22 protein-coding genes are annotated in these 20,990 nt (G+C 47.0%); 10 read left to right on the forward strand and 12 right to left on the reverse strand.

The genetic code is table 11. The features are described from left to right. Positions 1-71 precede the first annotated feature (71 nt). Together F7D47_RS04205 and F7D47_RS04210 are read right to left on the reverse strand one after the other, a co-directional pair. Positions 72-1,085 (reverse strand): GGGtGRT protein, encoded by a 1,014-nt coding sequence (locus F7D47_RS04205; protein ID WP_022121816.1) that lies wholly within the window; start codon positions 1,083-1,085, stop codon positions 72-74. Between the two features lie 15 nt (positions 1,086-1,100). Beyond that, positions 1,101-1,802 (reverse strand): iron-sulfur cluster assembly scaffold protein, encoded by a 702-nt coding sequence (locus tag F7D47_RS04210; RefSeq protein ID WP_006849036.1) that lies wholly within the window; start codon positions 1,800-1,802, stop codon positions 1,101-1,103. 241 nt (positions 1,803-2,043) lie between these two features. On the opposite strand from F7D47_RS04210, the gene F7D47_RS04215 reads away from it, so the two are divergent. The 10 genes from F7D47_RS04215 to F7D47_RS04260 all read left to right on the forward strand — a co-directional run bounded on the left by F7D47_RS04215 (position 2,044) and on the right by F7D47_RS04260 (position 9,837). Further along, a complete protein-coding gene (locus F7D47_RS04215) occupies positions 2,044-2,553 on the forward strand; it encodes a DMP19 family protein (RefSeq protein ID WP_119227298.1) in 510 nt (169 codons plus the stop codon). A 25-nt stretch (positions 2,554-2,578) separates the two neighbouring features. Continuing rightward, a complete protein-coding gene (gene smpB / locus F7D47_RS04220) occupies positions 2,579-3,058 on the forward strand; it encodes an SsrA-binding protein SmpB (RefSeq protein ID WP_006849038.1) in 480 nt (159 codons plus the stop codon). A gap of 3 nt (positions 3,059-3,061) precedes the next feature. Further along, positions 3,062-5,845, forward strand: coding sequence for a methionine synthase (gene metH / locus F7D47_RS04225; protein WP_153086523.1), 2,784 nt, complete (start codon positions 3,062-3,064; stop codon positions 5,843-5,845). Between the two features lie 35 nt (positions 5,846-5,880). Continuing rightward, entirely contained in the window at positions 5,881-6,501 is a 621-nt protein-coding gene (locus F7D47_RS04230; protein WP_153086524.1) for an HAD family hydrolase, read from the forward strand. A 108-nt stretch (positions 6,502-6,609) separates the two neighbouring features. After that, entirely contained in the window at positions 6,610-7,470 is an 861-nt protein-coding gene (map, locus tag F7D47_RS04235; protein WP_153086525.1) for a type I methionyl aminopeptidase, read from the forward strand. A 16-nt stretch (positions 7,471-7,486) separates the two neighbouring features. Continuing rightward, a complete protein-coding gene (gene tsaD, locus F7D47_RS04240; protein ID WP_006849042.1) occupies positions 7,487-8,512 on the forward strand; it encodes a tRNA (adenosine(37)-N6)-threonylcarbamoyltransferase complex transferase subunit TsaD in 1,026 nt (341 codons plus the stop codon). Positions 8,513-8,517: 5 nt separating this feature from the next. Beyond that, complete coding sequence (locus F7D47_RS04245; RefSeq protein ID WP_022121811.1) at positions 8,518-9,030, forward strand: CinA family protein; 513 nt, start codon at positions 8,518-8,520, stop codon at positions 9,028-9,030. A 147-nt stretch (positions 9,031-9,177) separates the two neighbouring features. Further along, the gene (gene rpmB, locus F7D47_RS04250; RefSeq protein WP_006849044.1) at positions 9,178-9,441 is read left to right on the forward strand and encodes a 50S ribosomal protein L28; all 264 of its coding nucleotides are present in this window, start codon (positions 9,178-9,180) and stop codon (positions 9,439-9,441) included. Positions 9,442-9,446: 5 nt separating this feature from the next. Beyond that, positions 9,447-9,635: a 50S ribosomal protein L33 gene (gene rpmG / locus F7D47_RS04255; RefSeq protein ID WP_006849045.1), complete on the forward strand. Its 189-nt coding sequence runs from the start codon at positions 9,447-9,449 to the stop codon at positions 9,633-9,635. A gap of 43 nt (positions 9,636-9,678) precedes the next feature. Next, positions 9,679-9,837 (forward strand): DUF4295 domain-containing protein, encoded by a 159-nt coding sequence (locus tag F7D47_RS04260; protein ID WP_006849046.1) that lies wholly within the window; start codon positions 9,679-9,681, stop codon positions 9,835-9,837. 206 nt (positions 9,838-10,043) lie between these two features. Here F7D47_RS04260 and hrpB read toward each other — a convergent pair whose 3' ends face one another. From hrpB to hisH, 10 genes are all read right to left on the reverse strand, one after another. Further along, positions 10,044-12,620: an ATP-dependent helicase HrpB gene (gene hrpB, locus F7D47_RS04265; protein ID WP_153086526.1), complete on the reverse strand. Its 2,577-nt coding sequence runs from the start codon at positions 12,618-12,620 to the stop codon at positions 10,044-10,046. Between the two features lie 6 nt (positions 12,621-12,626). Further along, positions 12,627-13,400: a hypothetical protein gene (locus F7D47_RS04270; RefSeq protein WP_153086527.1), complete on the reverse strand. Its 774-nt coding sequence runs from the start codon at positions 13,398-13,400 to the stop codon at positions 12,627-12,629. A 63-nt stretch (positions 13,401-13,463) separates the two neighbouring features. After that, positions 13,464-14,606 (reverse strand): glycosyltransferase, encoded by a 1,143-nt coding sequence (locus tag F7D47_RS04275; RefSeq protein ID WP_153086528.1) that lies wholly within the window; start codon positions 14,604-14,606, stop codon positions 13,464-13,466. A gap of 75 nt (positions 14,607-14,681) precedes the next feature. Beyond that, positions 14,682-15,839 (reverse strand): diaminopimelate decarboxylase, encoded by a 1,158-nt coding sequence (gene lysA, locus F7D47_RS04280; protein ID WP_022121799.1) that lies wholly within the window; start codon positions 15,837-15,839, stop codon positions 14,682-14,684. Positions 15,840-15,978: 139 nt separating this feature from the next. Then, on the reverse strand, positions 15,979-17,301 hold the full coding sequence (locus F7D47_RS04285; RefSeq protein ID WP_117586361.1) for an aspartate kinase: 1,323 nt from the start codon (positions 17,299-17,301) through the stop codon (positions 15,979-15,981). 27 nt (positions 17,302-17,328) lie between these two features. Continuing rightward, positions 17,329-18,045 carry a cell division ATP-binding protein FtsE gene (locus tag F7D47_RS04290; protein WP_022121797.1) on the reverse strand — a complete coding sequence of 239 codons (717 nt, stop codon included), beginning with the start codon at positions 18,043-18,045 and terminating at the stop codon, positions 17,329-17,331. A 31-nt stretch (positions 18,046-18,076) separates the two neighbouring features. After that, positions 18,077-18,724 carry a bifunctional phosphoribosyl-AMP cyclohydrolase/phosphoribosyl-ATP diphosphatase HisIE gene (gene hisIE, locus F7D47_RS04295; protein ID WP_117728361.1) on the reverse strand — a complete coding sequence of 216 codons (648 nt, stop codon included), beginning with the start codon at positions 18,722-18,724 and terminating at the stop codon, positions 18,077-18,079. Between the two features lie 44 nt (positions 18,725-18,768). Then, complete coding sequence (hisF, locus tag F7D47_RS04300) at positions 18,769-19,548, reverse strand: imidazole glycerol phosphate synthase subunit HisF (protein ID WP_118140298.1); 780 nt, start codon at positions 19,546-19,548, stop codon at positions 18,769-18,771. A gap of 60 nt (positions 19,549-19,608) precedes the next feature. Further along, positions 19,609-20,325: a 1-(5-phosphoribosyl)-5-[(5-phosphoribosylamino)methylideneamino]imidazole-4-carboxamide isomerase gene (hisA, locus tag F7D47_RS04305; RefSeq protein ID WP_153086529.1), complete on the reverse strand. Its 717-nt coding sequence runs from the start codon at positions 20,323-20,325 to the stop codon at positions 19,609-19,611. Between the two features lie 16 nt (positions 20,326-20,341). Continuing rightward, positions 20,342-20,980, reverse strand: coding sequence for an imidazole glycerol phosphate synthase subunit HisH (gene hisH, locus F7D47_RS04310; RefSeq protein ID WP_117586359.1), 639 nt, complete (start codon positions 20,978-20,980; stop codon positions 20,342-20,344). Between the last annotated feature and the right edge of the window lie 10 nt (positions 20,981-20,990).

Here is a 20,990-nt window from a genome sequence, read left to right on the forward strand (position 1 = left end):
AGGTCGGAAAACGAAAGTAGGAGGAAAACTACTTCGTTTTCCTCCTACTCGATTTTTGTATCTCAAAGAAATTACTTCTTGTTGATAGCGAGGTCGATAGCTACGGCGATAGCAACAGTAGCACCTACCATAGGGTTGTTACCCATACCGAGGAAGCCCATCATCTCTACGTGAGCAGGAACTGAAGAAGAACCTGCGAACTGAGCATCTGAGTGCATACGACCCATAGTATCAGTCATACCATAAGAAGCAGGACCTGCAGCCATGTTATCTGGGTGCAAAGTACGACCTGTACCACCACCAGAAGCTACAGAGAAGTATGGCTTACCAGCAGCAATACGCTCCTTCTTGTATGTACCAGCTACTGGGTGCTGGAAACGTGTAGGGTTTGTAGAGTTACCAGTGATTGATACGTCTACATCCTCGCTCCAGTTGATAGCAACACCCTCGCGAACGTCGTCAGCGCCATAGCAGTTAACCTTAGCACGTGGACCGTCGCTGTAAGCGATGCGGTTAACAACCTTCAACTCACCTGTATAGTAGTCGAACTTTGTCTGTACGTATGTGAAACCGTTGATGCGGCTGATGATCTGAGCAGCATCCTTACCAAGACCGTTCAAGATAACGCGCAATGGGTTCTTGCGAACCTTGTTTGCCATCTCAGCAATCTTGATAGCACCCTCAGCAGCAGCGAAAGACTCGTGACCAGCCAAGAAAGCGAAGCACTGAGTCTCCTCACGGAGCAAACGAGCAGCCAAGTTACCGTGACCGAGACCAACCTTACGGTCGTCAGCTACAGAACCAGGGATGCAGAAAGCCTGCAAACCGATACCGATAGCCTCAGCTGCATCAGCAGCAGTCTTAACACCTTTCTTGATAGCGATAGCAGCACCAGCTACATACGCCCACTTAGCGTTCTCGAAGCAGATACGCTGAGTATCTTCACACATCTGATAAGGGTCAACACCTGCGTCTTCGCAGATTTGATTAGCCTCTTCCAAGCTCTTGATACCGTTAGCATTAAGAGCAGCAAGAACCTGCTTCTCGCGACGTTCCTGACTTTCGTAACTTACTTTTCTAATCATATCTGTATCTCCTTATTATTCTTTACGTGGATCAATAGCTTTAACAACACCCTGCTCAGCAGTTGTACGACCGTAGCTACCTGTGAACTTCTTGACAGCCTCGTTAGCGTCCATACCGTTCTTGATAGCTTCCATCATCTTGCCGAGGTGAACATACTCATAACCACAAACCTGGCTGTCCTTATCGAGGAACTGCTTTGTGATGTAACCCTCTGTCAACTCGAGGTAACGTGTACCCTTAGCTACAGTACCATAGAGAGTACCAGTCTGTGAACGAAGACCCTTACCCAAGTCCTCAAGACCTGCACCGATAACGAGACCGCCCTCAGAGAAAGCGCTCTGGCTACGACCGTAAACAATCTGGAGGAAGAGCTCGCGCATAGCTGTATTGATAGCATCGCATACGAGGTCAGTGTTCAAAGCCTCAAGAATAGTCTTGCCTGGGAGAATCTCAGAAGCCATAGCAGCTGAGTGAGTCATACCAGTACAACCGATAGTCTCAACAAGAGCCTCCTGAATAACGCCTTCCTTGATGTTCAAAGAGAGCTTGCAAGCACCCTGCTGAGGAGCACACCAACCCACACCGTGAGTATAACCAGAGATGTCTTTGATCTCTTTTGCCTGAATCCATTTTCCCTCTTCAGGAATTGGAGCTGGTCCGTGGTTAGGACCCTTAGCGACAACGCACATGTTGTCTACTTCTTTAGAATAGATCATATTCGCTAAATTTTATATTAATGAATATTATAAGTATAAAGTTCTGTACTTAATTCATATTGTTTTGCTGAAACATCGGTGCCATCACCTCAATTCCGAGCACAAAAGTACAAAAAAAATCCGGAAAATACCTAAAAATGGGTATTCTTTTTAACTCTTTAACCTAATATTTAGATTTTTTCTTGGGTTTATGCACAATTTCATGTATCTTTGCAAACTGAAAATTGCAATTTTGTAGATTATGATCGAAGTAAAGATAAACGATGCCAAGCTTCAGCAGGCTGCCGAGGCAGGCATGGATGAATTCGTAAAGGCTTTCGTGGATGCCATCCGCGAAGCGATTGGTGGCGAACTGACAGCCGAGACCATGGCGCAGCTCAACAGCGACCAGATTACTCTTCTGGCTTGGGATATCCTGCATGAGGAGATGATGGATGGCGGAATGGTTCAGCTCATACATAACGGTTACGGTGCTTTCCTCTGGAAGAACCCTACCGACAAGGCGTTTAAAAACTGGGGATTGACAGAACTCGCCAAACTCATCAAGAAGAGTCATTTCCTGTATAAAACAAACCATGAGGAGATTGAGCGCGATCTGACCGATGAGGAGTTTATGGCGCTCTACGAAAAATTTCCTGAGTTTGATGATTTTGACGATGAGTTCGTTGAGAACGAAGAAGAGTGGACCAGCAAGGTTGCCTTCTACATCGATGATCATATCGACAATTTCTGCGAAATTGTCAAACTATAAACTTATAATACATTATTATATATATATGAACAAGCAAGAACAGGAACTCCGTAAGAAGAGTCCGATACAGATACGCAACAAGAAGGCTTCGTTCGAGTACTTCTTCGTTGACACATATACCGCAGGCATTGTGCTTACGGGAACAGAGATTAAGTCAATCCGTGGCGGAAAGGCTTCGCTGGTAGATTGTTATTGCGATTTCTATCAGGGCGAACTTTGGGTCAAGGGAATGAACATCTCTCCTTATTTTTATGGTTCTTTCAGCAATCATGAGGCTCGCCGCGACCGCAAGCTTCTTCTCACCAAGCGCGAATTGCGCCGTCTTGAAGAGGACAGCAAGCAGCCTGGTTTCACCATTGTTCCAACCCTCATCTTTATCGATAATCACGGAAGAGCCAAGGTGGATATTGCTCTCTGTAAGGGAAAGAAGGAGTATGACAAGCGCCAGACTCTGAAAGAAAAGGAAGACAGAAGAGAGATGGATAGAGCAATCAAGCACTTTTAGACAATGAAGAATTTAAGAGAGATTGTAAAGGAGAAAATTCTGATTCTCGATGGTGCCATGGGTACTGAGATTCAGAAGTATAATCTTACAGAAGAAGACTTCAGAGGCGAGCGGTTCCGCGATTTGCCGGGTATGATGAAAGGCAACAACGACATGCTCAACATTACTCGTCCTGATGTGATATCTGATATTTACCGACGCTACCTGGAGGCTGGCGCCGATATTATTACCGCGAATACTTTTTCGTGCCAGCGCATTTCGCAGGCTGATTATCACCTGGAGAACTGCGCCCGCGAAATGGCATTCGAGGGTGCCCGACTGGCACGTATCGAATGCGATAAGTTTTCTACGCCTGATAAACCACGCTTCGTTGCAGGAGATGTGGGACCAACCAACAAGACTTGCTCCATGAGTCCGGACGTCAGCAATCCTGCCGCCCGCGAGATTACCTACGATGAGCTTTTCACCGATGTATGCGAACAGGTGGACGGACTTATCGAAGGCGGTGCTGACGTGATTCTCATCGAAACCATCTTTGATACACTCAACTGCAAGGCGATGATAGATGCAGCGCTCACCATGATGAAGAAACATGGAGTAGAGTTGCCTGTCATGATCAGTCTTACGGTAAGTGATCTGGCGGGCAGAACGCTCAGCGGTCAGACCGTAGATGCTTTCCTTGCTTCGCTTTCTCCTTATCCTATCTTCTCTGTCGGCATGAACTGCGCCTTTGGTGCTCCTCAGATGAAACCTTTCATCGAGCACATGGCTCAGGTTGCACCTTATTATATTAGTGCGCATCCTAATGCCGGTTTGCCTAACGAAATGGGCGAATATGATGAGACAGCCGAATCGATGGCTCCGCAAATAGCCGAATTCATCGATGAAGGCATCGTGAACATCATAGGCGGATGCTGCGGTACAAGTCCTGAATTCATCGCTAATTACGCCCGTATCGCTGAGGGTAAGAAGCCGCATCAAGTGGTAGAGAAACCTAAGTATATGTGGCTTTCGGGATTAGACCTTCTGCAGGTCGATGATTCCGTACATTTGCCGGTTGACGCCAGCCGGTTTGTCAACGTGGGTGAACGCTGTAACGTAGCAGGTAGCAGGAAGTTCCTGCGTTTGATTAACGAAAAGAATTATGAAGAAGCCATCGGTATTGCCAGAAAGCAAGTGGCTGATGGAGCGGCTGTCGTTGACGTGAATATGGACGATGGTTTGCTCGATGCGAAAGCCGAGATGGTTAACTTCCTGAATATGATTGCTGCCGAACCAGACATTGCGAAGGTTCCGGTGATGATCGACTCTTCCAAATGGGACGTCATCGTGGCTGGCTTGAAGTGCTGCCAGGGCAAGTGTATTGTCAATTCCATCAGTTTGAAGGAGGGTGAGGAAGTATTCCTTTCTCATGCCCGCGATGTGTTGCGCTATGGTGCGGCAGTCGTTGTGATGTGTTTTGATGAGGTAGGACAGGCTACCACTTTCGAGCGCCGCATCGAGATAGCAGAACGTGCTTATCATCTTCTGGTAGACAAGTTGGGCATGAATCCGCTCGATATCATCTTCGACCCGAACGTACTTGCCATAGCTACCGGTATGGAGGAGCATGATAATTATGCCGTTGAGTTCATCCGCGCAACGGAGTGGATTCATCAGAATCTGCCTGGTGCACATGTCAGCGGAGGTGTCAGTAACCTCTCGTTCTCATTCCGTGGCAATACTTATATCCGTGAGGCTATCCATTGTGTTTTTCTGCATCATGCCCAGCAGGTAGGTATGGACTTTGGTATTGTAAATGCCAAAGCCAGAATGGATTACAATAAAATTCCTGAAGAACAGCTTCGGCTCATCGAGGATGTGGTGCTGAATAGGAGAAAAGGTGCAGCTGATGAACTCATCGAGCTTGCGGCAGAGATAAAAGCCCAGGCTGATGCTGCCAAGGCTGCAGCTAAGGCAGGCGGTGTTGCTCCCAAGAAACCGGCTGCTCCTGAATGGCGAAAGGAGAGTGTGGAAGAACGTCTGAAGTATGCGCTGCGCAAGGGAATCACCGATTTCCTGCAGCAGGATATTGATGAAGCACTTGCCAAATATCCTCATGCAGTAAACGTAATTGAGGGTCCTCTGATGGACGGCATGAATCTGGTAGGCGAACTTTTTGGAAAAGGCGAAATGTTCTTGCCGCAGGTTGTCAAGACGGCTCGCACGATGAAATCGGCAGTTTCTATCCTTCAGCCTCATATCGAGGCAGAAAAACAGGGTGGAGCAACAACTGCCGGCAAGATTCTGATGGCAACCGTGAAGGGCGATGTTCATGATATCGGAAAGAACATCGTCTGCGTGGTTATGTCATGTAACAATTACGAAATCATCGACTTAGGTGTGATGGTTCCAGCCGAACAGATTGTACAGAAAGCTATCGATGAAAAGGTAGATGCAATCGGTTTGAGCGGACTTATCACCCCTTCGCTTGAAGAAATGGTTCATGTGGCCCGGGAAATGCAGAAAGCTGGTTTGCGCATTCCTATCATGGTAGGTGGGGCAACGACGAGCGAACTGCATGTGGCTCTGAAGATTGCACCTGAATATGACGGACCGGTCATCTGGGTGAAGGACGCATCGCTCAATGCCGGAATATGTGCCCGCTTCCTCAACGAGACTGAATGTCCTAAGTTTGAGGCGGAACTGAAGGAACGCTACGAGAAACTTCGCCAGAACTATCATGAAGAGCAGGCTAAGATAGCCTCGCTCTCAGAGGCAAGAAAGAACAAGCTGGAGCTGTTCTGACAAGATAAAGAATACAACGTTTTTAGGATAATTATATGATTAAAACTGTGATTTTTGATATGGGTGGTGTCATCATCACCCTCGACGAGAGTGAGGCAGGCAAACGTTTCATTGAGTTGGGTATGAAGGAGTTTGCGGAGAAGATGGACCCTTATAAGCAGGTTGGCTTAAACGGTCAGCTGGAAGAGGGCAAGATTTCCGAGGAGGAATACCGTCGGGAAGTGTGCAAGAAGATTGGCCGCGAGGTAACCTTCGAGGAACTGCAGCATTGCTGGCTGGGCTACATGAAGGAAATTCCAGAACGCAATCTGGTTACTCTCCGCAATCTTAAGAAGCAGGGCTACCGTGTAATCTTGCTCAGCAATACCAACCCTTATGTATCAGCCTGGGTAGACAGCGAGGCATTCTCTGCCGACGGTCATCCTATCGGCGATTATTTCGATGCGATGTATCGTTCTTATGAAGTAAAGTATATGAAGCCGGATGAGAATTTCTTCCGATATGTCCTTTCTCAGGAGCAGATTATGCCAGAGGAGTGTCTGTTTATTGATGATGGTCCCCGTAACTGCTGTGCAGCCTCTGAACTGGGACTGTTTACTTATTGTCCGCAGAATGGCGAAGACTGGTGCGATAAGATTTACGAGCATTTGAAGTAATTATTTGTGGTGATTATTTGCACTAAAATGCAAATAATTGCCATTTTATTTTGTGCTCTGCAATAAAAAATGTACTTTTGCAGTCGCAAATATTAAATACATAATACAATGGTTAAGAAGAAAAGATGGCATTGCTTGCCAGGTCAGCCTCTTACAGAGCTCGACAAGCAGGTAATGTTTTGGGAAAACAAGGGTAAACTTGTTCCTACCCGTGACTTGATTAAAACTCCAGAACAGATAGAAGGCATCCGCAAGAGTGGTGTCGTAAACACCGGTTGTCTTGATGCGGTAGCCGAGATGATCCGTCCGGGAATCAACACCCAGGAGATTGATGATCTCTGCATGCAGTATTGTAAGGATCATAATGCCATTCCTGCGTGTCTCAATTACGAAGGCTATCCTAAGAGCGTTTGTACCTCTATCAACGAAGTGGTTTGCCATGGTATTCCTAAGGAAGAGGATGTGCTCGAAGAGGGCGATATCATCAATGTGGACATGACAACCATCGTAGATGGCTATTACGCTGACGCCAGCCGTATGTTCATCGTTGGCGGCAAGACTACTCCTGAAAAGGAGCAGCTGGTTCGCGTAGCCAAGGAATGTCTGGAAATCGGTATGGAGGTTGCCAAGCCATACTCGTTCGTAGGTGATATCGGTCATGCTATCGAGAAGCATTGCAAGAAGTATGGTTATGGTGTGGTTCGCGATCTTTGCGGTCATGGCGTAGGTTGCCAGTTCCATGAAGAGCCTGAGGTTCTTCACTATGGTCATAAAGGCACGGGCATGCTGCTCGTTCCGGGCATGGTGTTCACCATCGAGCCAATGATCAACATGGGCACCTGGCAGGTATTCCTCGATGCGGACGATCCGTACGGATGGGAAGTAATCACTGGCGATGAGAAACCATCTGCGCAGTGGGAGCACACGCTTGTGATGACAGAGACAGGTGTGGAGGTTTTGACATATTAACGTTAAATGTTAAGAAATGAAGGATATATATATATTAGGTATAGAGAGCAGCTGCGACGATACCTCTGCAGCAGTGCTCAAGAATGGTGTGCTGCTGAGCAATGTAACCGCCTCTCAGGAGGTTCACAAAGCTTACGGCGGTGTTGTTCCGGAGTTGGCTTCCCGTGCCCACCAGCAGAATGTGGTTCCTGTCGTTGACCAGGCCATCGCGCGTGCCGGCATCAAGAAGGAAGATCTTTCTGCCGTAGCCTTCACCCGTGGTCCGGGTCTGATGGGCTCGCTTCTCGTGGGTGTAAGTTTTGCCAAGGGATTCGCCCGTTCGCTCAATATTCCGATGATTGATGTAAACCATCTGCAGGGTCATGTGATGGCTCATTTCATCAAGGAGAGCGATGATGACCAGAGTGCACCTCCATTCCCGTTCATCTGTCTTCTCGTGAGCGGTGGAAATTCGCAGATTGTAAAGGTGAATGCCTACAACGATATGGAAGTGCTGGGACAGACCATCGACGATGCGGCTGGCGAGGCTATTGACAAGTGCGCCAAGGTGCTGGAGTGGGGCTATCCTGGTGGTCCTGTCGTAGATAAGTATGCACGCCAGGGCAATCCGAAGGCTTTCAGTTTCTCTGAGCCTCATATTCCGGGTTTGAACTACAGTTTCTCAGGCTTCAAGACCAGTTTCCTCTACAGCTTGCGCAAATGGGTGGCTGCTGATCCTGATTTTGTTGAGAAGAACAAGTACGATCTGGCTGCCAGCATAGAGTTTACCATCGTTGATATTCTGATGAAGAAACTCCGCATGGCTGTCAAGCAGACCGGTATCAAGCATGTGGCTGTAGCTGGAGGTGTGAGCGCCAATAATGGTTTGCGCAACGCTTTCCACGATCATGCCAAGCGCTTCGGCTGGACTATCTACATCCCAAAGTTCAGCTATACTACCGATAATGCGGCGATGATAGGCTGCGTGGGAACCTTCAAGTATCGTGATGGCGAGTTTGCAACCATCGACTTGCCAGCCTATAGTAAAGTAACATTTAAGTAAGAAATATGGAATTTGAAACAAAGATATTGAGCAAGGGCATCCAGGAGATGCTCTACAATAGTGACAAAACAGTAGGCACAGCAGAGAGCTGCACAGGCGGTCGTATCGCCGAGGCGCTGATTTCTTTGCCAGGTGCCAGCAATTACTTCAAGGGTGGTGTAGTAAGCTATACCAACGAGGTAAAGGAGAATCTTCTGGGCGTGAGCCATGAGGTTCTGGAGGAGCAGACTGCCGTTTGCGAAGAAGTGGCAAGGGAGATGGTGCTCGGCACAATCAAGACCCTGAATGTAGACTTCGCCATTTCAGCAACGGGTGTGGCTGGTCCAACGGGTGGAACTCCAGCCATTCCTGTGGGTACAATCTATGTAGGTTATGGCGATAAGAACGATGTTCGCGTGGTAAAACTCACCGAAGATTTCGGACGCGACATCAACCTTGCAATTGCCACAAATACAGCGCTTAAAGGCATGCTCGAATTCTTGAAAGAACATGCTGAAGAACTTAAAAAAGAGGCTTAAATTGCTAATTTAAGGCTATCAAATATTAATAATCCTTAAAAGACAGCGTTCTTTTAGGGATTATTTTGTTATTACCAAATTATTTTGTAATTTTGCACTCTGTTTGGAATAGGTATCAATTAACGAATTACAAAATTAAAGATAGAAATGTCTAAGATTTGTCAAATTACAGGTAAGAAGGCACAGTTAGGTTGCAATGTGTCTCACTCAAAGCACCGTACAAAGAGAAGCTTTGATGTTAACCTCTTCAGCAAGAAATTCTACTATGTAGAAGAGGGTTGCTGGATCAGCCTCAAGATCAGTGCTGCTGGTCTTCGTCTTATTAATAAGGTAGGTCTCGATGCTGCTTTGAATCAGGCAGTAAAGAAGGGCTACGTAGATTGGAAGGACATTAAAGTTATAGGAGAATAAATATCATGGCAAAGAAAGCAAAAGGTAATAGAGTACAGGTTATCCTCGAGTGCACTGAACACAAGAACAGTGGTATGCCAGGTACAAGCCGTTACGTGACTACAAAGAATCGTAAGAACACTCCTGAGCGTCTTGAGTTGATGAAGTACAACCCAATCCTTAAGAAGATGACTCTTCACAAGGAGATTAAGTAAGCTTAGCTTACAAGTTTAATAATTTTATCAATTTAAATAGACTATGGCAAAGAAAGCGGTCGCTACCCTCCACGAAGGTAACATGGATGGTCGCGCATATACAAAGGTTATCAAGATGGTTAAGAGCCCTAAGACTGGTGCATACGTTTTCGATGAGAAGATGGTACCAAACGAGGCTGTTAAGGATTTCTTCAAGGATTAATTTCCTTGCAGATGATGCATCGTTGAATTTAGATTACATCAAAATTCAAATATAAAGATAAAGGTCGCTACCCAGATAGGGGAGCGACCTTTTTTTTCTTCTTTTTCTTTTCTAAGGTCAAGAAAACAGCTTTTGGCCTTTTACAATACTACTTGAAGCTTCTTTCATCGTCTCTTACGAATCTTCTTAGCGTTTGCTTCCTCTTATCATCGTTTGACACCTCTCACGGCCTGGCTCTCTAACGGATTCTCCGGCCAAAAATGCTTAGGGTATCGGCGCTTCAGTTCCTTGCGGACTTCGAAATAAGTGCCTTGCCAAAAACTTGCGAGATCCTGAGTAAGCTGAACGGGCTTGAAACCGGGAGATAACAACTCAAGCAGAAGGGGCTGTCTGCCTGCATCGACAGTGGGAGTTGATGTCATTCCGAAACACTCCTGAAGCCGCACACTCAGAACCGGGGCTTCGGCCCCCTGGCGGTAATCGATGCGGATGTTGCTGCCCGATGGCACACGGATGTGGGTGGGAGCAAGGCGGTCTATCTCCTGCTGAAGGTCGTAAGGAAGGATGTTCCAAAGGATTTCGCACAGGTTGAGTTTCTTCAGCTCTGTAACAGAAGTCTTCATCTTACCACCTTCTTCGAGATAGAAAGGGAGCCACGCTCGGGCTGTTGTCAGGAGATGCTCCGTTGACAGGTCGGGAATCTCCTTTTCTGGATGCCATTCAGCTACTTGCGCCACGCGCTGTTGCAGACGATGAACCGATTCGTTCCAATCGAACATGCTGAGTCCGTCTTTTCTGGCAGCTTCGCAGATAATATTAGAAACAGTCTCTCGGCTGGCATTCTGTATCGGCTTGCTGTCTATGACGAGTGCTCCTATCCGTGTTTCCTGTTGCATCTTTACTGCCAGCGCTTTGCTGTCCCAGGAAATATTCTCGCAGGTTTGTGCCGGCAAGTTCTTCCAGTTGACGGGGGCTGAGAGAAATACCCTTCCTTTCCGTCCCTGCCCAGAATTGGATGATGAGGTTGAAGATAGGTTGAGTGATGCGATGGCAAGCCATTCGTTTGCTGCCATGCTGTCGCACGGGTCGATGAAAATCGTGTTGCCATTCGACATCTTGAAGTTGCCCGCATGGTCGGTGGCATGGGCGATGCGCTCAGGGTAGGCTAGGGCGATGAGATGGCCCACTTCCTCAGCATCAATTGGCTCGTTGTCTTCCCTGATACGCAGCATCTTCCTGTATTCCTGGGCAATCTGAGCGATACGGTTCCAACGCCCCAGATTCTTCTTGCAGCGTGCGGAACGGAGGATAGAAAGGCGGAGCGTCATGTCTGAATCTTCATTTTCGCCCATCGGGTCTTTCTCTTCCAGCAGAGCAGCAATGTCGCAGGCAAGGGCTTGGCTCGCCGGAGAATCGCTGCTGATCATCATCTTGGCAATGCGCGGATGACAAGGAAGTTGAGCCATTCTGCTGCCTTCTGCGGTGATGCTGCCACTGAGAGCGTGAGTATCATGATCAGGAGTGAGGGCGTTGAGCGACATAAGAAGTTGCTGTGCCAATACGAGGTTGCCCTTGGGAGGAAGGGTGAGCCAAGGCAGCAGTTCCGGTTTGTTTTCGCCGAAAGCAGCAATGTCGAGAACCATGGAAGAGAGATCTGCATCCAGTATTTCGGGCAGCCGTTGTTCTGGCATCAGATGTTCCGAGGTCTGTGTCCAAAGCCGGTAACATACGCCTGATGTGATTCTGCCCGCACGCCCCCTTCGTTGCGTAGCCATGTCCTGACTGATACGAACGGTTTCGAGATGGCTCAAGCCTGTACGGGCATCATAAACCAGTTTTCGGCAGAGTCCGGAATCCACAACGATTCTTACTCCTTCGATGGTGAGAGAAGTTTCGGCTATAGGAGTGGTCAGTACGATTTTCCGTTCACCCGGTTTGGAAGGAGCGATGGCGAGCCGCTGCTTTTCTGGCGAGAGGTTGCCATAGAGTGGATAGATTTCCGCTGAAGGTAAGGAAGAACTAAGCATTTCTTCACATTTCATGATTTCTCCCTGTCCCGGCAGAAAGGCAAGAATGTCACCTTCCTGGTTTCTGAAAGCCTGACAGATAGTAGCTGCCATTTCCTGAGCTACCTGATATCTGTCGATGTCGTGGTCTGCATAAATGGTTTCTATCGGAAACATTCTGCCTTTACTCTCGATAAGCGGAGCCTGAAGTGCCTGACAGATGATAGAAGCATCGATTGTTGCTGACATGATAATGAGCTTCAGGTCGGGGCGGATGATTTCCTGTGTTTGCCGGGCCAGCGCTAACGCCAGATCGGAATTGATGCTGCGCTCATGAAACTCATCAAAGATAAGGCACGAAACGCCTTCGAGTGTAGCATCATTGACCAGCATTCGGGTGAGAATGCCCTCGGTAAGGACTTCGATGCGTGTATCATCCGAAACCTTGCTTTCGAATCTTACCCGATAGCCGATGGTTTTGCCCACGGGTTCTCCCAGAATCTGCGCCATCCGTTCGGCTATCTGGCGCGCTGCCAGACGGCGCGGTTCGAGCATCAGAATCTTACCCTGACTTTTAAGATGATCATGGATGAAGCCTTCCAATGCCTGATCACTCATGCCCCGCAGAATGGTGAGCGGGAGGAGGGTAGATTTACCGGCTCCAGGAGGAGCTGTAATAACAAGGTTAGCCGACTCCATCAATGCTTCATTGACAGAGTCGGCTATCTGGTAAGCTGGCAGATGACCAGCCTGCTGTTCTATTCTATCTAAGTTCATTTCTTCTTATTTCACAAACTTCAGAATCTCTTTACTCTTTCTGCCCTTTTTGGCAGGAATCGGCATGAAGCCTTCTGTGAGTCCTGTTTTATCTGTCATGGTCTGGAAAACGGAGGCGGCATAGGAAGAGAGTTTCTTCTCTGCCAGTTCTTGCTTGATAGCATCCTCATCATAATCATCAGCATAGAGGAGAGTGTGTAAATCGTCAAGATATTTTTGCGGAATATTCTGATGCGGCATGCGGCTTTTTATCTGCATAATCTGTGCGATGATTGCCTGTTTGGTTTGGGCAGCGATGGCTTCTGCCTTTTGCTGCTCGAAGACTGCCAGCGTCTCCTCATCCGTCTCCTGCCAGTTTTGCATCATGGCTTCAGTGTTGGTAAGATGACTGTAGCCTGCATAGCGAATCAGGGCGATACGCTTGTTCCAACCTTTCTTTTCCAGATAGTTTTTCTCCATAGGGGTAGTAGCTACTATGAGGTTGGCTTTGGCGTACATGGCTTTCTGATACATAGACTGTTGCAGTGAACGCTTCAAGTAAGGGTTCTTGCAGTTTCTCTCAGAAATATCACCTAGTGGACAAACGATGTAGGGAATGTCCATCTGCTTTGCTTTCTTGGCTATCTGGGCTCCCTGCCATGTCCATGCTCCTATAATCAACACAATGTCGGCATCAACCAGGTTGTTGGTGATGTCGAGCTGCTTATTCAAGGCTTCGATGTATGGAAGATACATCTTCAGCAACTTCTTATGGTTGGAAATGAACAAATATACTTTCATCGTTCTGTCGGTTATTTTTAACTGTTATTATTCTGATAGACTGTTACTTCCTTTTTACCCTGTTTAGAGTTTATGAGAAGTGAAATCGTTTTTGTCAGCCCGCCAATAGCGCAATTTGGTAGCCAGATTTCTCCAGATAATTCCATATTCGAAGAATGGCAGTTTGAACATCGCTATTCCGTCATCAAAGTGTTTGATGGCCTTGTTGGCTATCAGCATTCTCACGATGAACAGCAGGAGAAAACTGAAACCTGCGCATCCTGTAAGAATCCAATTCTTCATGAGGATAGAGTAGGCTGCAACGGCCAGTGTTGCTATCAGGCTGAGATGTGGCATGAGATGGTCAAAGAACATGAGGGTTCGCATGGAACCGGCTCTTTCCAAACTCTTGCGTGAAGCCTGCAGATAGAGGTGGGCATTGTGCCAGCTCTTGTTCGATGGTGCTTCGCGGATGAGCCATGCATCGCAATCCAGTTCTGTAGCTGTATCGCCATAAAAGGCATACTTGTTGACGAGAAAATCGTATTCGCCGCGAACATATTCCAGGTTGCCCTGATAGCCCTGTTCCTTCATGAAGTCGCTCTTGCGGAACGCTACGTTTGGCATGTGGCTGCGATAACCATAGGTCTGCTGGGCACGACGCAAAACATAGTAAGCCTTGCGGATGCTGTCGAAACGGCGTACGCTCTTGGTTTCCTCATCAAGGGCTACATATCCCAATACCAGATGGTTTGGGTCCTGACATTGACGGACCATGGTTTGCAGCCACTTGTCGTTGCTTGGGCGGCAATTAGGTTCTGTCAAAATAATCCATTCATGTTTGGCTGCCTTCACACCCAGTGTAATCTGCAATTTCTTGCGGCTCATGTAGCGTGAACTCTCAGGAATGTAAGTATAATACAGATGAGGGTTCTCGGCTGCTGTTCGCTTCAGAAAATCCTGTGTCTCGCCATCTGTACTCTGGCAGACTACGATTACCTGATAGTCGGCAGCGTACTGCTGACGCAGGAACATAGGGAGATTCCTCTCCAATTCAGCAAGATTATCGTGTGCGGTAATGAGTATACTGACAGGAGGTTGATTCTCTGCCGTTTCTGTTTTTTGAAAGCGCAACGAGCGCAGAAATGGATTTATCAGCGATCCGAGAACCGCCAATAAAACCACCACTGCGCCTGCTATTATAGTAGTTGTACTAATGATCATCATATTCTTTTTCTCGTAATATAGAAAGCTAGAGAAAGGAGAATCCTATAAACTCTTAACTTTTAACTTTCAACTATATTAAAAGTCTTCTGTAATATACCCCTTTGGCAACTGGCGACAGTTATACTGGCTCGCCATGATCTCACCATAGGCTCCGGCTGAGCGGAGGGCGATGAGGTCGCCGCGATGGGCTTTGTTGATGTCGACAGCCTTGCCGAAGACATCGCTTGATTCGCAGATAGGACCTACTACGTCGTAAGTTTCTACAGGTTCATCGCTTGAGATGTTCTCAATCTTATGGTAAGCCTGATAGAGTGCTGGACGGATGAGGTCGGTCATTCCTGCATCCACAATGGCAAACTGCTTGGCTGTGCCCTGCTTGATGTAGAGTGTCTTGGTGATGAGAGAACCCATCTGACCCACTACAGCGCGACCCAACTCGAAGTGAAGCTTCTGACCATCGCGCAACTTCAGTTTCTTTGCGTATGTATCGAAATAATCCTTGAAATTAGGGATTGGCTGGCGGTTTGGATGATTGTAATCAATGCCCAGTCCGCCGCCCACATTGATGTTCTTCACAACGATGTGATGCGCTTCAAGCTGGTTCTGAAGTTCGTTGATACGGTTGCAGAGTGCCTCGAAATCACCCATATCGAGAATCTGGCTTCCGATGTGGAAGTGCAGTCCGAGGAACTGGATGTTCTTCATCTTGGCAGCCTCTTCGATTACGGCTTCCATGTCGCGCATGGCAATTCCGAACTTGTTTTCTGCCAGACCTGTTGTGATGTTAGCGTGCGTATGGGCGCCGACATCCGGATTGATGCGGAAACAAACCTGCGCAATCTTATTCTGTTTTTCAGCCAGCTCGTTGATGATTTCCAACTCCGGAATGCTTTCTACATTGAAGCAGAAGATGCCTTTCTCCAATCCGAGGTTGATTTCCCAATCGCTCTTGCCTACACCAGCGTAAACAATCTTGCTGGCTGGGAATCCGGCTTTGATGGCTGCCTGAATTTCTCCTCCGCTCACACAGTCAGCTCCTAAACCAGCCTGACAGATGATATTGAGCACCTTAGGGTTGGCATTTGCCTTTACGGCATAGTGCACTTCAAATCCCTCGTGCTTGCCAGCCTCTTCATTGATGTTTTTCAATGTCTGGCGCAACACATTGGTGTCGTAATAGTAGAACGGAGTCTGTATCTCCTGAAACTTATCTATCGGAAATGTACCTTTCATTTCACTTAATCTTAAATTAATACCTTATTATAGTTAAATCAGAATATCCAATTTATAGTAAATCAGAATATCCAACGAAGAGTGGATAGGAAGCATTACATACGAATTCTTCACTTTTCACTCTTCGTTTTCATCTGCATTACTTCTTCTCGAACAATACGTTGCTCAAGTTCTGTAATGCCTGCTTCTTATCTTTCTCTCTGATGAGGAATGAGATGTTGTAGTTAGAACCACCATAAGAAATCATGCGTACAGGAATGTTCTTCATCGCATCGGTAGCGATGGTCTCGAAGCCAACGTTGCTCCAGTCCAAATCACCTACAACGCAGATGATGCACATATCAGAATCTACAGTTACTGTACCATATTTCTTCAGCTCGTTTACGATGTCGTTAAGATGAGAATCATTATCAATACTCATGCTGACACCCACCTCAGAAGTGGCAATCATATCAATTGGAGTCTGATAGCTCTCGAAGATTTCGAATACCTTGCGGAGGAAACCTGTAGCGAGCAACATGCGGCTACTCTTGATCTTGATGGCTGTGATGTTGTCCTTGGCAGCAACAGCCTTGATCTTGCCGCGTACGATGACATTGTCGATGATTGTACCGTCGGCCTTAGGATCCATGGTGTTCTTCAAGCGTACAGGGATGCCTGCATACTTAGCTGGCTGAACACAGGTAGGGTGGAGAATCTTGGCACCGAAGTAAGCCAACTCAGCAGCCTCCTCGAAGTTCAACTGGCGGACAGCTTCAGTGTGCTCTACGACACGAGGGTCGTTGTTGTGCATTCCGTCGATATCGGTCCAGATCTGAATTTCGTCAGCTGGGAGAGCTGCACCGATAAGAGATGCGGTGTAGTCGCTACCGCCACGCTGCAGATTGTCAACCTCGCCGTATGCGTTGCGGCAGATGAATCCCTGAGTGATGTAAATCTGATAGCCCTGGTTCTGCTCCATGATAGCAGCCAACTTCTCCTTGATGTACTGAGGATCCGGTTCTGCGTTCTTGTCAGTGCGCATAAAGTCTAATGCGCTGAGCAATACGGCCTTTACGCCCTGTTCCTTCAAGTAGTTTACAACCATGTTGGTGCTCATCATCTCGCCCTGAGCCACGATGCTCTTCTCCTCGAAAGAAGTGAAGAGGTCTTTGGTAAATGAGCGGAGATAGTTGAATTCGCCCTGCAAGAACTCACGAGTCGTATTTTTCATCTCCTCGGTAGAGTAGAGTTCTTCTACATGCTGCATGTATTTCTTCTCCAAGTTGTTGATTACCTCGTTGGCGCCCTCTGGATTCTTCTTGTAAAGATAGTCAGAGATCTCAACGAGAGAGTTTGTTGTACCGCTCATCGCAGACAATACGATGAAAGTTGGTTCACCTGATTCTGTAACCAAAGAGGCTACTCCCTTCATGCGCTCTGGTGAGCCTACAGAAGTACCTCCGAATTTCATTACCTTCATAGTCGTAATTTTATTTAATTATTTCACTTAATTATCTTCTCCATCCTCTGTGAGGTCGATGTGGTTGTACTCGTTGGTTACGTCGTAGAGCACACCTTCCTTACAGCGGTAAACGATGCCTGGGAATTTGTCGAGCATCGGGATGTTATGGGTTGTCATCACAACAGCTGTGCCTTGTTTGGTGATGTCTTTCAGCAGACTCACGATGTTGCTGGCTGTCTCTGGGTCGAGATTGCCTGTAGGCTCATCGGCGATGATGATTTTTGGATTATTGAGAATGGCGCGGGCGATGGCTACACGCTGCTGCTCACCACCTGAGAGCTCATGAGGCATCTTGTCGATTTTATCAATCATGCCTACTTCGTTGAGCACCTCTTCGATACGCTTTTCTCTGTCTTTTTTGTTTTTCCAGCCTGTTGCCTTGAGTACGAATTCAAAGTTCTTGCGAACGGTGCGGTCGTGTAGCAGCTGGAAATCCTGAAAGATGATTCCCAATTCCTTACGCAGAGCCGGAATCTCCTTTCGCCTGATAGTTTTGAGGTCTCTGCCGAGAATTTCAGCCTTCTCGGTTTCGCCTTCTACAAGGTCTAGTTCGCAATAAAGTGTCTTTAATAGCGAACTTTTACCAGAGCCGACTTTTCCAATAAGGTAGGCGAATTCTCCTTCGTCAATATGGAAATTGATGTTTTGGAGCACGCACTTGTCGGCCTGATATATGCTGACGTTCTGATAATCTATTAACATCTTCTATTTTTTTCTCCTTAATGTTAGTTTGTTATTTCATTTCGCCCTTGCTCTTGGCAACGCGGCGTTTCTTATCCCATTCCGGATCGTGACGCATCTGAAGTTCTTTCACAACATCTTCTATTCTCAAGCCTTTGCTTGTGAGCAGAACGATGAGGTGATAGAGAAGGTCTGAACTCTCGTAAACGAGTTTCTCGTTGTTGCCATTTGTGGCTTCGATAATGGTTTCAACAGCTTCTTCTCCAACCTTTTGTGCCATTTTGTTAACGCCTTTCTTGAAGAGGCTGGTAGTGTAGCTTCCCTCTGGCATTTCTTCGTGGCGCTTGTTGATGAAGTCCTGAAGCTCTGAAAGGAAGAGGATTGGGTTGAGTGTATTCTCTTCTGCCCAGCAGGTGTCTGTACCTTTGTGGCAGGTTGGACCATCAGGGTGAACCTTAACCAGCAAGGTGTCGTTATCGCAGTCGTTCTGAATGCTAACGAGATTCAGGAAGTTGCCTGATGTTTCACCTTTTGTCCAGAGGCAGTTGCGTGAACGGCTCCAGAATGTTACCTTTTTGGTTGCTATTGTCTTATCGTATGCTTCCTGATTCATGAAGCCAAGCATCAAGACGTTCTTTGTAACTGCGTCTTGGATGATGGCAGGAACCAGTCCGCCTAATTTTTCGAAATCTATTTCCATTTTATCTTGTTTTTATTTTCTTACATTATTATATTCCCCGTGTTCTATATTCTCACGTTGATTCCTTCTTCTCTCAGGTATTTCTTGAGGTCAGGAATGGCAATCTCGCCAAAGTGGAACACGCTGGCTGCCAGGGCAGCATCTGCCTTGCCTTGGGTGAAAGCATCGCGGAAATGCTCCATCTTTCCAGCACCTCCTGAGGCGATGATAGGAATGCTTACTTCTTCGGCAAGACGGGCGAGGGCCTCGTTTGCGAATCCCTGTTTCACACCGTCATGATCCATACTGGTAAAGAGAATTTCACCGGCACCCCGGTCGGCTACTTCCTTAGCCCAGTCAAACAATCCTAGTTCCACCCGTTCTCTTCCGCCTTTTACATAACAGTGCCAGCCGTCAGAATCGAGACGTGCATCAATGGCGCATACGCAAACCTGTGAGCCATAATGGTTGGCAATTTCATCGATGAGCTCCGGATGTCGGATGGCAGCACTGTTGATGCTTACCTTGTCGGCTCCTGCGTTGAGCAGGCGGTCAACATCTTTGAGTTCATTGATTCCACCTCCCACAGTAAATGGGATGTTGATTTCGGCAGCCACACGGGTTACCATATCCGTAAAGGTTTTGCGCTCTTCGAAACTCGCTGTAATATCTAGGAATACGAGCTCATCGGCTCCAGCATCGCTATAAGCTTTTCCCAGTTCTACCGGGTCACCAGCGCTGCGAAGGTTCACGAAATTGGTTCCCTTTACCGTCTCGCCATTCTTCACGTCAAGACAAGGAACGATTCGCTTAGCTAATCCTTTGTTACTTTGAACTTTGACCATTGAACTTTGAACTTTATGATTACTTAACTCCTAACTATAAACTTTTTGACTGTCAACTATTTAACTATTAACTAGTTTCTTAACATCGATTTTCCCTTCGTAGAAAGCTTTTCCAAATACTACGGCAGGAATTCCTGCAGATTCCAATGCTTCGATGTCTTCGTTGCAACTCACTCCGCCTGAGGCGATAAGATGCAGTTGAGGATAGGCAGCCATTACTTCTTTGTAGAGTTCTATGGCAGGTCCCTGCAGCGTTCCGTCTTTGCTGATTTCTGTGCAGAGAACATAGCGTACTCCTTTATCGATGTACTTTTTCAGGAAAGGAAGGAGATCTTCAGAAGAATCTTCTTTCCATCCGTTGATAGAAATCTTACCGTTTCTTACGTCGGCTCCCAGAATCAGGCGGTCGGCTCCATACTTGTCCAGCCATTGCATGAAGAGTTCAGGATTGGTGACGGCAATGCTGCCCACTGTAACCATGCTTGCTCCCGCAGCAAAAGCTTTTTCAATATCTTCTTCGGTCTTGATTCCGCCACCGAAATCAACCACGAGAGAGGTTTCTGTGGTAATGGCCTTCAACACCGCATCATTTACGATGTGCTTTGACTTGGCTCCATCGAGGTCTACTACATGAAGGCGTTTGAAGCCCATCTGCTCAAACTGTTTTGCAACCTCGGCAGGATTGTCATTGTAAACCTTCTTCTGGTCGTAATCGCCTTTGGTAAGACGAACACACTGGCCATTTATCAAGTCGATAGCTGGAATTAATTCTATCATATTAGTATTTCCTCTTTTATTTTATCTCTAAAAAGTTCTTTAAAATCTGTTCTCCCACTTTTCCGCTCTTTTCCGGATGGAACTGGCAGGTATAGAAATTGTCTTTGTGGAGCGATGCGCTATAAGGAAGAATGTATTCTGCCTTGGCAATGGTCTCCTCGCAGAGTGGCACATAATAACTATGTACGAAATAGGAGTAGGGATGAAGCAGCGCATCAGCGGTAGACTTGTCTGAGTCAGAATCCATTCTGTTCCCGAACCCCTTATAAAGGTCAGTCTTCAAATCATAGATTTCATTCCAGCCCATAGCAGGCACCTTGTCTTCGTGTTTCTGAGGCTGGAATCGCTTTACATCTACATCAAAGATTCCTATACAATCTACGTCACCTTCTTCCGAATGGCGGCACAAGAGCTGCTGTCCTACACAAATGCCCAGGACGGGTTGCTTCAAGTTCTTGATTACTTGATCAAGCTGATGAGCCTTCAGATATTCCATTGCTTCTCTTGCCTGGCCTTGTCCTGGGAAGAGAACGCGGTCTGCCTTTTGGAGCATTTCTGCATCATCTGTAAGTACAGGTTCGATGCCTAAACGCTTCATGGCGTTGACTACGGAATAGATATTTCCGGCATTATATTTTACGATTGCTACATCCATAACCTAACGT

The sequence above is a fragment of the Segatella copri genome (assembly GCF_009494835.1).
Classification (GTDB): Bacteria; Bacteroidota; Bacteroidia; order Bacteroidales; family Bacteroidaceae; genus Prevotella; species Prevotella copri_F.

Excerpts from the sequence above, each read along its gene's own strand:
- F7D47_RS04205 (WP_022121816.1), bottom strand. The coding sequence starts at position 1,085 with ATGATTAGAAAAGTAAGTTACGAAAGTCAGGAACGTCGCGAGAAGCAG.
- F7D47_RS04210 (WP_006849036.1), bottom strand. The coding sequence starts at position 1,802 with ATGATCTATTCTAAAGAAGTAGACAACATGTGCGTTGTCGCTAAGGGT.
- F7D47_RS04215 (WP_119227298.1), top strand. The coding sequence starts at position 2,044 with ATGATCGAAGTAAAGATAAACGATGCCAAGCTTCAGCAGGCTGCCGAG.
- smpB (WP_006849038.1), top strand. The coding sequence starts at position 2,579 with ATGAACAAGCAAGAACAGGAACTCCGTAAGAAGAGTCCGATACAGATA.
- metH (WP_153086523.1), top strand. The coding sequence starts at position 3,062 with ATGAAGAATTTAAGAGAGATTGTAAAGGAGAAAATTCTGATTCTCGAT.
- F7D47_RS04230 (WP_153086524.1), top strand. The coding sequence starts at position 5,881 with ATGATTAAAACTGTGATTTTTGATATGGGTGGTGTCATCATCACCCTC.
- map (WP_153086525.1), top strand. The coding sequence starts at position 6,610 with ATGGTTAAGAAGAAAAGATGGCATTGCTTGCCAGGTCAGCCTCTTACA.
- tsaD (WP_006849042.1), top strand. The coding sequence starts at position 7,487 with ATGAAGGATATATATATATTAGGTATAGAGAGCAGCTGCGACGATACC.
- F7D47_RS04245 (WP_022121811.1), top strand. The coding sequence starts at position 8,518 with ATGGAATTTGAAACAAAGATATTGAGCAAGGGCATCCAGGAGATGCTC.
- rpmB (WP_006849044.1), top strand. The coding sequence starts at position 9,178 with ATGTCTAAGATTTGTCAAATTACAGGTAAGAAGGCACAGTTAGGTTGC.
- rpmG (WP_006849045.1), top strand. The coding sequence starts at position 9,447 with ATGGCAAAGAAAGCAAAAGGTAATAGAGTACAGGTTATCCTCGAGTGC.
- F7D47_RS04260 (WP_006849046.1), top strand. The coding sequence starts at position 9,679 with ATGGCAAAGAAAGCGGTCGCTACCCTCCACGAAGGTAACATGGATGGT.
- hrpB (WP_153086526.1), bottom strand. The coding sequence starts at position 12,620 with ATGAACTTAGATAGAATAGAACAGCAGGCTGGTCATCTGCCAGCTTAC.
- F7D47_RS04270 (WP_153086527.1), bottom strand. The coding sequence starts at position 13,400 with ATGAAAGTATATTTGTTCATTTCCAACCATAAGAAGTTGCTGAAGATG.
- F7D47_RS04275 (WP_153086528.1), bottom strand. The coding sequence starts at position 14,606 with ATGATGATCATTAGTACAACTACTATAATAGCAGGCGCAGTGGTGGTT.
- lysA (WP_022121799.1), bottom strand. The coding sequence starts at position 15,839 with ATGAAAGGTACATTTCCGATAGATAAGTTTCAGGAGATACAGACTCCG.
- F7D47_RS04285 (WP_117586361.1), bottom strand. The coding sequence starts at position 17,301 with ATGAAGGTAATGAAATTCGGAGGTACTTCTGTAGGCTCACCAGAGCGC.
- F7D47_RS04290 (WP_022121797.1), bottom strand. The coding sequence starts at position 18,045 with ATGTTAATAGATTATCAGAACGTCAGCATATATCAGGCCGACAAGTGC.
- hisIE (WP_117728361.1), bottom strand. The coding sequence starts at position 18,724 with ATGGAAATAGATTTCGAAAAATTAGGCGGACTGGTTCCTGCCATCATC.
- hisF (WP_118140298.1), bottom strand. The coding sequence starts at position 19,548 with ATGGTCAAAGTTCAAAGTAACAAAGGATTAGCTAAGCGAATCGTTCCT.
- hisA (WP_153086529.1), bottom strand. The coding sequence starts at position 20,325 with ATGATAGAATTAATTCCAGCTATCGACTTGATAAATGGCCAGTGTGTT.
- hisH (WP_117586359.1), bottom strand. The coding sequence starts at position 20,980 with ATGGATGTAGCAATCGTAAAATATAATGCCGGAAATATCTATTCCGTA.